Here is a 14,455-nt window from a genome sequence, read left to right as displayed (position 1 = left end):
CCTTTGGCGGGCGATCGCTCGATTGTAAGAGACTTGAAGGTGCAGGCGGCTGCTTAGCCGCTTGGCTCACTTAGCCGATCAGGCGCCCACGCCGTACGCGCATGCCCTTGCGCACCAGGTCCGGGGCCAGCCCGGTCAGGGCGGTGAGCGTGTTGCTGCCATTGGCATGGCAGATTGCCATGCCCAGCGCATCCGCCGCGTCGGAGCTGGGCCGCCCCGTCAGGCTCAGCAGGCGCATCACCATTTCCTGCACCTGTTCCTTGTTGGCGCGGCCGTAGCCGACTACCGCCACCTTCAATTGCAGTGCTGTGTACTCGAACACCGGCAGGCCATGCGCCACCAGCCCGCAGATCGCCGCGCCGCGGGCCTGGCCCAGCAGCAGCGTGGATTGCGGGTTGACGTTGACGAATACTTTCTCGATCGCGGCGCAATCGGGCGCGTAGGTGCGGGTGACTTCGCTGATGCCGTCGAAGAGGGTTTTCAGCCTTGCCGGCAGGCCGCTGTCGCCGTCGCTCTTGATGGTGCCGGAGGCGATGTAGGTTAGCTTGTTGCCGTGCTTTTCGAGCACGCCGAAGCCGGTGGTGCGGAGGCCGGGGTCGATGCCGAGGATACGCATGAGGGTCGGGCTCGGCTTTTAATGGGTGATGGGGGATTGTAACGTTGGGAGGGTAGGGGCGGCTGTAACTGCAACTGCAACTGCAACTGCTTAAAGTCAACTGCAGTTTCACCACCCCTGCGGGGCGGCGACCTACTTTTTTGTCTTGCCAAAAAAGTAGGCAAAAAAGGCGCGCCGGATGGGGCGACACCCCCTCGGGATTCGACGAAAAGAGCGGCCGGGACCCAAACTCGCATCGCCTTAAGGCGATACTCAGACATGGGTCCCTCTTTTCCGCTCTTTTCGCCGAATCCCGAGGCGCCCCATACGGCCTTGGCACACCTTCACGGCTCGCTTCGCATCGCGCTGGGGTGATTCCCGCCTGGGGGCGCGAATCACGGCCGAACCGAATCGATGCTTCAACTCTCCTGCCGGTTTGCTCCCCTCTCCCGCGCAGCGGGAGAGGGGCCGGGGGAGAGGGCGGGCGCTTGCGATGCCGCGATGCGTTCAAGTGCCCAGCCTGGACCTCAATGCGTCAATGGCGGAAGTGACGAACGCCGGTCAACACCATCGCGATATTGCGCTCGTCTGCTGCGGCGATCACTTCGTCGTCGCGCATCGAGCCGCCCGGCTGGATGACGCAGGTGGCACCTGCATCCACCACCACGTCCAGGCCGTCACGGAACGGGAAGAAGGCGTCCGAGGCCACGGCCGAACCTGCCAGCGTGAGGCCGGCGTTTTGCGCCTTGATGCTGGCGATGCGGGCCGAGTCCACGCGGCTCATCTGGCCGGCGCCGACGCCGAGCGTCATGCCGCCGCCGCAGAACACGATGGCGTTCGACTTGACGAACTTGGCCACGCGCCAGGCGAACATCAGGTCGTCCATTTCCTTGGGCGTGGGCTGGCGCTTGGTCACCACGCGCAGTTCGTCCTGCTGGACGTTCCTGGCGTCGGGGCTTTGCACCAGCAGGCCGCCGCCGACGCGCTTGAAGTCATACGGGTTGAGGCCGTTGCCCAGCGGGATTTCCAGCAGGCGCACGTTCTGCTTGGCAGCAAACACGGCGCGCGCGCCGGCGCTGAAGGACGGGGCGATCAGCACTTCGACGAACTGCTTGGCCACGGCTTGCGCGGCGGCTTCGTCCAGCTCGACGTTGAAGGCGATGATGCCGCCGAAGGCCGAGGTCGAGTCGGTCTTGAGGGCTTTTTCGTAGGCTTCCAGCGCATTGGCGCCGACTGCCACGCCGCACGGGTTGGCGTGCTTGATGATCACGCAGGCCGCGCCGGTGGCGGCGCCGAAGGTCTTGACGCATTCCCATGCCGCATCGGCGTCGGCGATGTTGTTGTACGACAGTTCCTTGCCTTGCAGCTGCGTGTAGTTGGCCAGCGCGCCGTCGGAGGCCTTCAGGTCGCGGTAGAAGGCGGCCGACTGGTGCGGGTTCTCGCCGTAGCGCATCTCCTGCACCTTCTCGAAGGCCACGTTCAGCGTCTGCGGGTAGGCGCTGCGGGTCTGGTGCGACTTGTCCGCGCCGAGGCTGGTCAGGTAGTTGGTGATGGCGCCGTCGTACTGCGCGGTGTGGGCGAACACCTTGGTGGCCAGGCGGAAGTTGGTGTCGTAGCCGACGCTGTTGGCGTTGGCGCGCATTTCTTCCAGCACCGGCGCGTAGTCGGCCGGGTCTACGATGACAGTGACGTCGCGGTGGTTCTTGGCGGCCGAGCGCAGCATGGTGGGGCCGCCGATGTCGATGTTCTCGATGGCATCCGGCAGCGAGCAGTCATCCTTGGCCACGGTTTGCTGGAACGGGTACAGGTTCACGACCAGCAGGTCGATGGTGGGGATGTTGTGCTCGGCCAGCGCTGCCATGTGCTCGGGCAGGTCACGGCGGGCCAGGATGCCGCCGTGCACCTTCGGGTGCAGGGTCTTGACGCGGCCGTCGAGCATTTCGGGGAAACCGGTGTAGTCGGCCACCTCCGTGACTGGCAGGCCGGCTTCGGCGAGCAGCTTGGCGGTGCCGCCGGTGGAGAGCAGCGCGATGCCGAGCGCGTTGAGCTCGCGGGCAAATTCGACGATGCCGGTCTTGTCGGATACGGAGAGGAGGGCTTGCTTGATCATGGCTATGGGGAGACGCTTCAAAGTAAACCGTGCTGCTGCAACTTCTTGCGCAGCGTATTGCGATTGATGCCCAGGTAGGCGGCCGCGAGCGACTGGTTGCGCTCGGCGCGCGCCATCACTGCTTCAAGCAGCGGCCGTTCCACGGCTTCGAGCACCATGTTGTACATATTCGACGGCTCTTCACCGTCCAGGTCGCGAAAGTAGGCACCCAGGCTGTCCCGGATGCACTGGTCGATAGCGTTGCGGCTCATGCGGCAAGCAACTCCCCGTTATTGTTGTTGTTCGACTGGTTGCGTTTCTCGTTGTCGGCGTCGATCGCATCATCCGTGCCGTTGGCGCCTTCTTCCACATAGACCAGGCGCTCCGACAGCTGCGCCTGCTCATCGAAGAATTCGTTGACCGCGGCGAGCTGTGCCGTGGTGCTGTCCAGCGTGTTCATGCGGTGGCGGAACAGGTTGGCGCCGGCCAGGCCGCGCGTGTACCAGGCAATGTGCTTGCGCGCGGTGCGCACGCCGGTGAACTCGCCGTAGAAGTCGTAGTGGTCTTCCAGGTGCGCGTTCATGATGGCGCGGATCTCGGCCACTTCCGGCGACGGCAGCAGCTCGCCGGTGGCGAGGTAGTGCTCGATCTCGCGGAACAGCCAGGGCCGGCCCTGCGCCGCGCGGCCGATCATGATGGCGTCGGCGCCGGTCACGGCCAGCACATGCCTGGCTTTTTGCGGCGTGGTGACGTCGCCATTGGCGACCACGGGGATGGACAACGCTGCCTTGACCGCGGCAATGGTCTCGTACTCGGCTTCGCCCTTGTACAGGTCGGCGCGCGTGCGCCCGTGCACGGTGAGCATGCTGATGCCGGCGTCTTCCACCATGCGCGCGATGCGAAGCGCATTGCGGTTCTGGCGGTCCCAGCCGGTACGGATCTTGAGCGTGACGGGCACGCTCGGATCGACCTCGGCCACGGCGGCGACCACCGCCTGGACGATGCGCACCACCAGCGGCTCGTTTTGCAGCAGCGCCGAGCCGGCGGCCACATTGCACACCTTCTTGGCCGGGCAGCCCATGTTGATGTCGATGATCTGCGCGCCGCGCTCGACGTTATGGCGCGCGGCTTCCGCCATCATGGCCGGCTCGGCGCCGGCGATCTGCACCGCGATGGGCTCGACTTCGCCGGTGTGGTTGGCGCGCCGCATGGTTTTTTCGCTCTTCCACAACTGCGCGTTGGAGGCCACCATTTCGGACACCGCGTAGCCCGCCCCCAGCCGTTTGCACAGCTGGCGGAATGGCCGGTCCGTCACACCGGCCATAGGCGCGACGAACAGGTTGTTGCGGAGTTGGTGCGGTCCGATTTGCACGATAGCGACTGTAGCGGCTGACGAGGGGCCGCAAGGCGGCCCGCAACTAGACAAAAATGAAAATGGCATGCCCTGCCGAAACAGCGCTCGGCGTCATTCAGTGGGCATGTGTGAGGGCAGGATTTTACCGCCAAACGGCCCCGGTTGCTCAAGATTTGAGCAAATATTGCGCCGGGCCGCATTGCAAACAATGTTGTCGGCGCCGCCTTTAGCGGCGCATGCCGTACATCATCTGGCGCGCCAGCGTGTCCTTGAGCGGTCCCAGGCAAGCGAGCGCCGCCAAGGAAGCCCCACGCGCGTGGGCAGCGAGCGGGTAGGAAACGCCAAACACGCGGGGGAGCAGGTCGGTCACGCCGATGGTGACGGCCCGATCCAGCTTTTGTTGCGCCGCAAACGCCTGCAAGGCTTGCAGGCTGCAGTCGGCGCGCAGCGCGAGCGCCAGGGCAAAGGCATCGCGCAGGCCGAGGTTGAGGCCCTGGCCGGCTACCGGATGTAGCGTCTGCGCCGCATTGCCGACCGCCACCACGCGGCCCTGCACGGTGACGGGCGCCGCGTTCAGCCCGAGCGGGAAGGCATGGCGCTTGCCAATGCCGGTGAAGCGGCCCATGCGCGGGCCGAATGCTTGTTCCAGTTCAGCGAGGAACTCGCCTTCGGGCAGCGCGAGCCGGCGCGCCGCCTGTTCTGGCGGGCAGCACCAGACCAGGGCGTAGCCGGGCGTGCCGTGCTCTTCATGCGGCAGCAGCGCCAGCGGCCCTTCCTCGGTAAAGCGCTCCCAGGCCCAGCCAGGCTGCGGGCGCGAGCAGGCCACGTGGGCCACGATCGCGGTCTGCCCGTAGTCGCGCCGGTATTTCTGCGCCTGCACGCCACGCTGCGCGCGGGTGGACTGCTGGTGGAACAGGCCGCCTTCGGCCTGCACCGCCAGGCGCGCGCCAAGGGCGGCGGGCTGCCGGTCATGCCCATGGCCGGAGAGGTGCACCAGGCCGGCCGTATCGGGACCGGATTGCTCCAGGTGATCGATGCGTGTCTCATAGACCCGTGCCAGGCGCTCGCCAGCGGCGGCGGGGCTGGCCTGGATGGCCTGGGCCAGCGCGCGCTCAAGTGCCTCGCACAGCTCGCCGTAGCGCACCACATAGCCCAGCGCGGCCACGTCGTAGTCGTCGCTGTGTAGCCTGACGTGGCCGAACCGCCCGCGTTGCGAGACATGGATATGCTCGATCGGCGTGACGGCGCGGGGCCACGCGCCGATCTGCTCGAGCAGCTGGCGGCTGCCGTAGGACAGCGCGATGGCGCGCGGATCGCGGGACGCGCGCGCAGGCGTGGCGGCGTCGATCAAGGTCAGGCGCCACGGGCTCCTGCGCAGCAACAGGCAGGCCAGCGCGAGGCCTACCGGCCCCGCGCCGACGATGGCGATATCCGTGTCCGCAGAGACTTCAGTGCTTGCCGGGCTCATGCGCGCTGCCTGGCTGGGCGAACGGGTTGCTGTCGTTGCTCGCATTGCCCATGGTGTCCATGGCGTCCATGGCGTCCGATTCCGCCGGCTGCGCGCCGCGCTTCCAGCAATTGGCGTCGGTGCGGTGCTTGCCCGCCGCCGCGTCGCTCAGGGCGTTGTCCAGTTTCTGCTGGTTGAAGCCGGGAAATGCCTGCAGGCGTTCCAACAGCGCCGCGTGATTGGCCGCATCGAGCGGCACCACGCAGCCCCGGGGCGTGCCGTTGGACTTGGGGTCTCCCACCAGGATCAGCCATGCTTTGCCGGCCCACGGCTCGCGGTTCGAGACCCGCACCACCACGCGCTCGATCACATCCCATTCGAGTTCTTCGCGCTGGCCATCGGGGCGATGCACGACGAGGCGGTCGTCGTAGAGGTTGACCACGAACGGTTGCCCGGGATCGACGGAGCGCGCGCGGCTGGCCTGTGCGCGATTGCCCGCCGGAAGTATCTTGCGTAGCCAGCTGATCATCGTGCACCTCCCGCGTCGCGCATCAGCGCCTCGATTTCGTCGGCCTTGACCGGGACGCCTCGCGTCATCAGTTCGCAGCCGCCATCGGTGACAACCGCATCGTCCTCGATGCGGATGCCGATATGCCAGAAGCGCTCCGGCACGTCCGGTGCCGGGCGCACGTAGATGCCGGGCTCCACCGTCAGCACCATGCCGGGCTCGAGCGGGCGCCAGGCGCGCTCGCCCTCGGCCGGCGCGGCACCGGGCACGCGGTATTCGCCCACGTCATGCACGTCCATGCCTAGCCAGTGGCCGGTGCGGTGCATGTAGAACTGGCGGTAGCTGCCGCTGGCGAGCACGTCGTCCAGGCTGCCGCAGCGGTTCGCGTCGAGCAGGCCGGTATCGAGCATGCCCTGCGCCAGCACGCGGGTCGCCGCGTCGTGCGGCACGTTGTAGGGCACGCCGGGGTGGGTCTCGGCGATGGCGGCTTCCTGTGCGGCCACCACCAGGTCATACAACTCGCGCTGGGCCGGCGAGAAGCGGCTGGAGACGGGGAAAGTGCGGGTGATGTCGGACGCATAGCCGTCGAGCTCGCAGCCGGCGTCGATCAGGCACAGGTCGCCGTTGCGCAGCTCGGCGGGGCCGGCGCGGTAATGCAGCACGCAGGCATTGGGGCCGGTGGCGACGATCGAGTTATAGGCGACGCTCTGCGCGCCGTGGCGGCGGAATTCGTAGAGCAGCTCGGCTTCCAGGTGGTACTCGCGCAGCCCCTCGCGCGACGCGCGCATGGCGCGCACATGGGCCTGGGCCGAGATCTCGGCGGCGCGGCGCATGGTGACAATCTCGCCGGCGTCCTTGAACAAGCGCATCTCGTCGAGGATGGTGCGGATGTCGATCGCCGTCGATGGCGCGGTCACGCCGGCACGGCCTTGCATGCGCACCGTTTCCAGCCAGCGCCGCACCTGCATGTCGGTGCGGGTGTTGGCGGCCAGCGGGTAGGCCACCACGGCGTGGTTGGCCAGCAGCGACGGCAGCAGGGCGTCGATCTCCTCGACCGAATGCGCTTCATCGAAGCCGAAGGCTGCCTGCGCGCCTTCCGGGCCATAGCGGAAGCCATCCCAGATCTCGCGTTCTTCGTGCTTGGGGCGGCAGAACAGGATGCTGCGCTCGGCGCCGGACGCCTGCGCCACCAGGACCAGCACAGCCTCCGGCTCGGTGAAGCCAGTCAGGTAGTAGAAATAGCTGTCGTGGCGATAGGGATAGTCGCTATCGCGGTTGCGCATGGCTTCCGGCGCGGTGGGCAGGATGGCCACGCCGCCGCCGGCGGCGCGCAATTGCAGCAGCACGCGGGCGCGCCGGTCGCGACAGGCGAGAAGGAGGGCGGAGTCGGGTGCGGACATGTGTTGGGCCACGTGGATGGGGAATAAGGCGATTCTAACGCCGCCGGATTGCCGGTGCGGGCCTGGACGTGCTGGATCCGCTCAGGGCAGGGGTGCGCACGCGGTGCCGGCCCGGGCTAGCACTGCGGCATCGAGTGCCGCCAGCTGGGCCGGCGTGCCGATGTTCTCCCAGGCGCCGTCGAAGCGCTCGCCGCTGGCTAGCCCGGCTGCCACCGCGGCGCGGTAGTAGGGCGTCATGGCAACTTTCTGGCCGGGCTCGATAGCAGTAAACAGCCGGGTGTCGTACAGGCCGATATTGCCGAAGGTCAGGCTCGGTGCCGTTGCCGTGGGCGCGGGCAGCAGCAGGCCATCTGCCCCGAGTGCAAAATCGCCGCGCGGATGGAATGGCGGATTGGGCACCATCACCAGGTGCATGCGCGGCTCGGGCGCACCGGCCATGGCGCGCGCCCGGGGCAGCAGGGCGCGGAAGTCGTAGTCGGTGAAGATGTCGCCGGATACCGCCAGGAATATCTCTCCGCGCTCGGGCGCGGCAGACAACAGCGGCAGCGCCTGGGCAATGCCGCCGGCGGTTTCCAGCGCGCTGGGCTCGGCCGAGTACGCCAGGCACACGCCGAAGCGGTTGCCATCACCGAGCGCCTGTTCGATTTGCTCGCCAAGCCAGGCGTGGTTGATCACGATGTCCTTGAAGCCGGCACGCGCCAGCGCCTCGATCTTCCAGACGATCAGCGGTTTTCCGCCCACCTGCAGCAGCGGCTTGGGGCAGGCATCGGTCAGCGGGCGCATGCGCTCGCCGCGCCCGGCTGCAAAAATCATGGCTTTCAATGCAGGGTCTCCGGCGCTTATTTCAGCGCGTGGTTCAGCAGGTATGTCATTGCGATCAGGGTGCCCATGCCGCCGGCGATGGTCCAGCCGATGCTGCGCGTCCTGGCGGCGATGACGATGGCCACCAGGCCGGCAATCAGGCGCGCGTTGCCAGGGCCGATGTCGAGCTGGCCATCGCGCATCAGCAGGTCGGGGGCGATCAACGCCGAGAGCATGGCGGCCGGCACGAACTGCAGCGCGGTGCGGAACCACGACGGCAGCCGCACCCGGCCTTCCACGGCAATGAAGGACAGGCGGATCAGGAAGGTGGCGAGGCCGGCGCCGATGAATACCAGCAGCAGGGTCAGCTGGCTCATGCGGCAGGCTCCGTCGCGGCCGGCTTGCGCTGCCCGCGGTCCTTGCCCAGCAGCAGCATGCCCACGGCAATCCCGCCCAGCGCCGCGGCCATCAGGCCGAGCTTGTGCGGCATGCCGTAGCAGGCCACCGCCAGCGCCGTGGCCACCAGCGCCGCCGCGGCGTGCGAGCGGTGCTTGATGCCGGGCACGATGATGGCGATGAAGGTGAGCGGCAGGAAGAAGTCGAGCGGCCAGTCGCGCGGGATCTGGGCGCCCACCAGCACGCCCGCCAGCGTCGAGACCTGCCAGCTGGCCCACAGCGCGAAGCCGGCGCCAAAGAAGAACCAGTGGCGGTAGCGCTTGTGCTCGTTGTCGTCGCCAAGGCGCCGCGTCATGGCGGCGAAGGCCTCGTCGGTCAGCAGGTAGGCGATCAGCGCCTTCCAGCGGCCCGGCAGGTGCGCCAGCGCCGGGGCCATGGTGGCCGAGTACAGCGCATGGCGCAGGTTGACCATGGCGACCGTCACGGCAATCAGCACCGCCGGCGTGCCCGCCGCCCACAGCTGCGTCAGGATCATCTGCGAGGCGCCACCGAACACGATCGCGCTCATGGCGCAGGCCAGCCACGCGGGCATGCCGGCGTTGACCGCCAGCACGCCATAGATCAGGCCGAACGGAGCCACGCCCAGCAGCATGGGCGCCAGCGCGCGCACGCCGGCCCACCACTCGCCGCCGCGGGTGAGCTTGCCCGGGGGGTGGCCGCCGGAGATCATGGCTGTGCACCCGGCATGGCTTGCGCTGGCATCAGAAGGTGTAGCTGACCGGGCGTTCGACGCCATCGAGGGCGTCGAACAGACGTACCAGCCTGCGCAGCTCGATGTAGCGGCCCGCCACCTGGCGAGCGTACTTGAGCACCAGCGGCAGGTTGGCCAGGTAGCCATCCTTGCCGTCGCGATGGTAAAGGCGGGCAAAGATGCCGAGCACCTTGAGGTGGCGCTGCAGGCCCATCCACTCGAAATCCCGGTAGAAGTCGCCAAAATCGGGCGCCACCGGCAGCCCGGCCTTGCGCGCGCGTTCCCAGTAGCGGATCAGCCAGTCGAGTTGCTCCTGCTCGTCCCATTCAATATAGGCATCGCGCCAGAGCGACACCGCGTCATAGGTGATGGGGCCGATCACCGCGTCCTGGAAATCGAGGATGCCGGGATTGGCCTCGCCCTCAAGCACCATCAGGTTGCGCGAGTGATAGTCGCGATGCACGTACACCTGCGGCTGGGCCAGGTTGTTGGCCAGCAGCGTCTGCATCACTTCGGCCAGTCCGGATTCCTGGTCGGGCGTGAGTGTCACACCCAGGTGCCGGGTCACGTACCACTGCGGGAACAGGTCGACTTCACGCTGCAGCAGCGCGCGGTCGTAGGCGGGCAAGGTGCCGGGGCGGGTCGCGAGCTGGATCTTCACGAGCGCGGCGCAGGCATCGCCATAGAGGCCGCGCGCGCTGGCAGCGTCCAGCCGGGACAGATACGTGGTGTTGCCCAGGTCGCTGAGCAGCAGGAAGCCTTGTTCGAGATCCTGCGCCAGTACCTTGGGCACGTTCACGCCGGCGGCGCCGAACAGTTCCGCCACATGGATGAACGGGCGGCAGTCCTCCTGCGCGGGCGGCGCATCCATCACGATCACGCTCGGATGGTCGGGGTGGCTGGTGCTGGCCCGGAAGTACCGCCGGAAGCTGGCGTCGGCCGATGCCGGGGCGCAGGACTCGGGGTTAACGGACCAGGCCGGACCGAGTCCGGACACCCAGACTTTGAGCTGGTCAAGACGCGGGTCGAGAGGATGTGCTGCCATGCCGGAAAGGGAGAATAGGATGCCCCGTATAATACCCGACCAGACCCGGGCCCCGGGGCGGCTCCCAGGCGGGCCTCCCCCAGCCCGACAGCCTGCTTCGGCGGTGGCTGGCGGTTGCTGGGCCGCCGCCGCCGCTCTGACTCATGACCCGCTCGCATGACCGAACAACGACGATCACCGAACCAGAAGGCTAGCAAGACACCGGCACGACTCCCCGGCAGCGCGTTGCGCCCGCTCGTGCTGGCCATGGCCGGCTGGTCGGTGGGTGCGCACGCGCAGGCCGTGAGCTCCGCCATTCCCGACCTGCCGGTGGCCGAGCCGACCGTCGAGGCGATGCCCGAGGCCCCGCCGGTAGCCGGCGAGCTGGTGCCGCGCTTGGCCGAGCCGGGCACGGCCAGGACCACGCCGGCCGAACCCGACGACAATCCGCCCACCTTTGTCTCGGGCGACCGCATGACCGGCTATAACCAGCGCGGCGTGGAACTCGAGGGCAACGCCGAGCTGCGCCGCGCTGGCGGCGTGGTCAAGGGCGACAAGCTCACCTACGACCAGGACAGCGACGAGGCTTTTGTCCACGGCAATGCCCGCATCGCCCGCGACGGCTCGCTCTCGGTCGGGCCGGAAGCCCGGCTGCGGGTCGAGGCCAACGAAGGCTACATGCTGTCGCCGGACTACTATTTCCAGCAGACCGGCGGCTCGGGCAAGGCCGAGCGCATCGATTTCATCGACAAGAACCTGAGCACGATCAAGCGCGCCACCTATACGACCTGTTCGCCGGACAACGCGGACTGGTATTTCAGCGCGCGCGAGCTCGATATCGACAGCGACCGCCAGGTGGGCACCGCCTATGGCGGCGTGCTGCGCTTTTTCGATGTGCCGATCATGGCGGCACCGGTGTTCAGCTTCCCGCTCAACAACGAGCGCCGCAGCGGCGTGCTGCCGCCGCTGTTCGGCTACAGCTCGCGCTCGGGCATGGACCTCACGGTTCCGTACTACTTCAATATCGCGCCCAACCGCGACCTGACGATCTTCCCGCGCGTGCTGAGCTCGCGCGGGGTGCAGCTAGGCACCGACTACCGCTATATCGGCAACGGCTATTCCGGGCGCATCCGCGGCGAATTCCTGCCGGACGACCAGAAGACCAAGACCAATCGCTGGGCATACTCGATCCAGCATGCCCAGAACATTGCCCCGGGCCTGAATGCGTACGTCAACCTGAACAAGGTGTCGGACACCCAGTATCCGGACGACCTGACGCGTTCGGTGACGCAGGCCACGCTGCGCCAGTACACGCAGGAAGGCGGCATCACGTACAACTGGCAGGATTTTGCCCTGCTGGCGCGGGTTCAGAAGTTCCAGACGCTGGCACCGAGCCAGCCCTCGTATGAACGCGTGCCACAGCTCAATGGCAAGTACACGCGCTACGACCTGGGCGGCTTCGATGTGCAGGTGGAGGCCGACTACACGCGCTTCCGCATTCCATTAGGCACGACCGGCACACAGCAGCCGCAGGGCGAACGGGTCTTCATCCAGCCCTCGATCAGCTATCCGATCATCCGGCCAGGCTGGTTCGTCACGCCCAAGGTGACGTTCAATGCCACGCAGTACCAGATGGAGTCTTCCACCAACACCGCGGGCGCGGCCAATACGCTGAACCGGGCCCTGCCGACCATGAGCGTGGATTCGGGCATGACGTTCGAGCGCGACGCGCCGACCATAAGCCGGCTTTTTGGCGTGAATTACGTGCAGACTCTGGAGCCGCGCCTGTTCTATGTCTACACGCCGTTCCGCGACCAGAGCCAGTTCCCGCTGTTCGATACGGTACAGTCGGACTTCGGCTACGGGCAGATATTCAGCGAGAACCCGTTCACCGGCTACGACCGTATCGCCGACAACAATAAAGTGACGGCCGGCGTGACCACTCGCCTGATCGAAGCGGCCAGCGGTATCGAGCGCTTCCGTGGCACGATTGCGCAGCGCTTCGACCTCACTGGCCAACGGGTGCAGCTCAACGGTACCGACCCGGCCAAGTCGGGCTATTCCGACCTGCTGGCGGCGACGACCATCCAGATGTTCAAGGGTTACTACCTGGATGCCGGGATACAGTACAACCCGGACAGCGCACGAGTGATCTACTCGAACATTGCCTTCTCTTGGCGGCCGGAGCAGCGAAAGACGCTGAATATCGGCTATCGCTACCGGCGCCCGACTTCGGTGACGGACAATACCGCCATCGACCAGTTCGAGGTTTCGAGCCAGTGGCCGCTGTCCCAGCGCACCTATGGCATCGGCCGGGTCGCGTTCGACCTGAGCGCGAGCCAGTTGGTTGACGCGCTGGCCGGCTTCGAATACGCAGCGGATTGCTGGGTTGGCCGTGTGGTTTACCAGCGCTTCCGCAATACCTCGCAGGGCTACACCGGGCGCATCTTCTTCCAGGTGGAGTTCCGCGGGTTGTCCAAGATCGGTTCCAATCCGCTGGATGTGCTGCGGCTGAACGTGCCGGGTTATGAGCCCGTCCTCGCCAAGCCTGTTATCCCATCCCAGTTCGACCACTATGAATGACGGACCATGATGAAACGTCAAGAATTCAACGCGCTCTCCTCGATGTCTTCCCGCCTGACCGGCTGGCAAAGCTTGCTGCTGACCGCACTGCTGGCCGCCTTCGCGCTGCCCGCTTCGGCGCAGCTCAAGGCGCCCGGGCAGAAGGCCACCGGCATCTTCATGCCCCAGGCCGGCGACAGCGCTGCCGCTTCCCCCAGCCAGCCGCGCCTGGGGGTGACGCAGCCGGGCACGAGTGCCCAGCGCTCGCAACTGGTGGACGAGGTGGTGGCGATCGTCAACAACAGCGTGATCACACGGCGTGAGCTGCTGGATCGCGCCGACGAGATCGAATCGCAGCTGCGCCAGGCCAACCGGCCGGTGCCGGCGCGCGCCGACCTGTTGGGCGAAGTGCTCGAGCGGCTGGTGATGGAGCGCGTGCAGACGCAGGCCGCGCAGGATGCCGGCATCAAGGTGACGGACCAGGAAGTGGACCGCGCCGTCGAGTCGGTCGCGCAGCAAAACCACATCAATGCGACCGACCTGCGCAGCCAGGTCGAGCGCAGCGGCATGACCTGGACCAAGTACCGCGACGAGCTGCGCAAGCAGGTCCAGGTGATCCGCCTGCGCGAGCGCGAAGTCGACTCCAAGATCCAGGTCTATGACGGCGAGATCGACAACTATCTCGCCGCCCGTGGCGGCCAGGGCGCCGCCGCCAGCGGCCCCACTGAATACAACGTGGCCCAGATCCTGGTGCGCGTGCCGGAGGATGCCTCCGAAGCACAGAAGGCCACTTTGCGCGCCAAGGCCGAAGGCCTGCTCAAGCAGGCCCAGGGCGGCGCGGATTTCGCCCAGCTGGCGCAGGGCTCCGACGGCCCCGAGGCCGCCCAGGGCGGCTCGCTCGGCTTCCGCGAAATCGGCCGGCTGCCGGCGCTGTTTGCCAATGCCGTGCTTGACCTGCAGCCCGGTGGCGTGGCGCCCCAGGTCATCGAGAGCGCCAACGGTTTCCACGTGCTCAAGCTGGTGGCCAAGCGCACCGCGCCGCCGGCATCGTCGAACCCTGAGGCCAGCAATCACATCACGCAGACCCAGGTGCGCCATATCCTGATCCGCACCGGCCCCAACATGCCGGAAGCCGAGGCGCGCCGCCAGCTTTCCACGCTGCGCGATCGCATCACCCACGGCGGCGATTTCGCCGACGCGGCCAAGCGCTTCTCCCAGGATGGCTCGGCGCAGAACGGCGGCGATCTCGGCTGGGTATCGCCGGGCGAACTGGTGCCGGAGTTCGAGCAGGCCATGAGCCGCCTGCGCCCGGGCGAGGTGTCCGAGCCCATCGTCACGCAGTTCGGCGTGCACCTGATCCAGGTGCTCAACCGCCGCGAGACCGAGGTCACGCCGGAGAAGCAGCGCGACTTTGCCCGCGCGGAACTCCGCGAGCAGAAGGTGCGCGCGGCGTATGAAGACTGGCAGCGCCAGTTGCGCCAGGCCGCCTACGTGGAATACCGCGTCAACCGCCAGCGCTAACCAGAAC

General features: G+C 67.1%; 13 protein-coding genes. 2 read left to right on the top strand and 11 right to left on the bottom strand.

Annotated elements, in window-relative coordinates; all coding sequences use genetic code 11:
* Positions 1-70: 70 nt before the first annotated feature.
* The 11 genes from ruvC to ACGLHR_RS18660 form a co-directional block, all read right to left on the bottom strand.
* The gene (gene ruvC / locus ACGLHR_RS18710) at positions 71-616 is read right to left on the bottom strand and encodes a crossover junction endodeoxyribonuclease RuvC (RefSeq protein WP_267605525.1); all 546 of its coding nucleotides are present in this window, start codon (positions 614-616) and stop codon (positions 71-73) included.
* A gap of 514 nt (positions 617-1,130) precedes the next feature.
* Positions 1,131-2,705 carry a bifunctional phosphoribosylaminoimidazolecarboxamide formyltransferase/IMP cyclohydrolase gene (gene purH / locus ACGLHR_RS18705; protein ID WP_400095797.1) on the bottom strand — a complete coding sequence of 525 codons (1,575 nt, stop codon included), beginning with the start codon at positions 2,703-2,705 and terminating at the stop codon, positions 1,131-1,133.
* Between the two features lie 17 nt (positions 2,706-2,722).
* A complete protein-coding gene (locus ACGLHR_RS18700) occupies positions 2,723-2,956 on the bottom strand; it encodes a Fis family transcriptional regulator (protein WP_006156396.1) in 234 nt (77 codons plus the stop codon).
* Entirely contained in the window at positions 2,953-4,056 is a 1,104-nt protein-coding gene (gene dusB, locus ACGLHR_RS18695; protein WP_400095795.1) for a tRNA dihydrouridine synthase DusB, read from the bottom strand. Before dusB ends, ACGLHR_RS18700 begins: the two co-directional genes overlap by 4 nt.
* Positions 4,057-4,264: 208 nt before the next feature.
* Positions 4,265-5,506 (bottom strand): UbiH/UbiF/VisC/COQ6 family ubiquinone biosynthesis hydroxylase, encoded by a 1,242-nt coding sequence (locus ACGLHR_RS18690; RefSeq protein WP_400095793.1) that lies wholly within the window; start codon positions 5,504-5,506, stop codon positions 4,265-4,267.
* Positions 5,487-6,014, bottom strand: a complete 528-nt coding sequence (locus ACGLHR_RS18685; RefSeq protein ID WP_400095791.1) for a hypothetical protein — start codon at positions 6,012-6,014, stop codon at positions 5,487-5,489. The genes ACGLHR_RS18690 and ACGLHR_RS18685 overlap by 20 nt, the downstream gene beginning before the upstream one ends.
* Complete coding sequence (locus ACGLHR_RS18680) at positions 6,011-7,393, bottom strand: aminopeptidase P N-terminal domain-containing protein (RefSeq protein WP_400095790.1); 1,383 nt, start codon at positions 7,391-7,393, stop codon at positions 6,011-6,013. Before ACGLHR_RS18680 ends, ACGLHR_RS18685 begins: the two co-directional genes overlap by 4 nt.
* Positions 7,394-7,474: 81 nt before the next feature.
* Entirely contained in the window at positions 7,475-8,215 is a 741-nt protein-coding gene (gene murU / locus ACGLHR_RS18675; RefSeq protein WP_400095788.1) for an N-acetylmuramate alpha-1-phosphate uridylyltransferase MurU, read from the bottom strand.
* Between the two features lie 17 nt (positions 8,216-8,232).
* Positions 8,233-8,571 carry an AzlD domain-containing protein gene (locus ACGLHR_RS18670; RefSeq protein WP_318237878.1) on the bottom strand — a complete coding sequence of 113 codons (339 nt, stop codon included), beginning with the start codon at positions 8,569-8,571 and terminating at the stop codon, positions 8,233-8,235.
* Positions 8,568-9,320: an AzlC family ABC transporter permease gene (locus ACGLHR_RS18665; protein ID WP_400095786.1), complete on the bottom strand. Its 753-nt coding sequence runs from the start codon at positions 9,318-9,320 to the stop codon at positions 8,568-8,570. The genes ACGLHR_RS18670 and ACGLHR_RS18665 overlap by 4 nt, the downstream gene beginning before the upstream one ends.
* Before the next feature lie 31 nt (positions 9,321-9,351).
* Complete coding sequence (locus tag ACGLHR_RS18660) at positions 9,352-10,386, bottom strand: aminoglycoside phosphotransferase family protein (protein ID WP_400095785.1); 1,035 nt, start codon at positions 10,384-10,386, stop codon at positions 9,352-9,354.
* A gap of 156 nt (positions 10,387-10,542) precedes the next feature.
* On the opposite strand from ACGLHR_RS18660, the gene ACGLHR_RS18655 reads away from it, so the two are divergent.
* Both ACGLHR_RS18655 and ACGLHR_RS18650 read left to right on the top strand, forming a co-directional pair.
* Positions 10,543-12,948 (top strand): LPS-assembly protein LptD, encoded by a 2,406-nt coding sequence (locus tag ACGLHR_RS18655; protein ID WP_400095783.1) that lies wholly within the window; start codon positions 10,543-10,545, stop codon positions 12,946-12,948.
* Between the two features lie 9 nt (positions 12,949-12,957).
* Positions 12,958-14,448 carry a peptidylprolyl isomerase gene (locus tag ACGLHR_RS18650; RefSeq protein ID WP_267605535.1) on the top strand — a complete coding sequence of 497 codons (1,491 nt, stop codon included), beginning with the start codon at positions 12,958-12,960 and terminating at the stop codon, positions 14,446-14,448.
* Positions 14,449-14,455: the final 7 nt, after the last annotated feature.

Origin of the sequence: Cupriavidus sp. CuC1 (genome assembly GCF_044627735.1) — a bacterium.
Classification (GTDB): domain Bacteria; phylum Pseudomonadota; class Gammaproteobacteria; order Burkholderiales; family Burkholderiaceae; genus Cupriavidus; species Cupriavidus ulmosensis.
The sequence above is the reverse complement of the archived record's forward strand: the minus strand, read 5'-3'. Positions and strand labels throughout refer to the sequence as shown.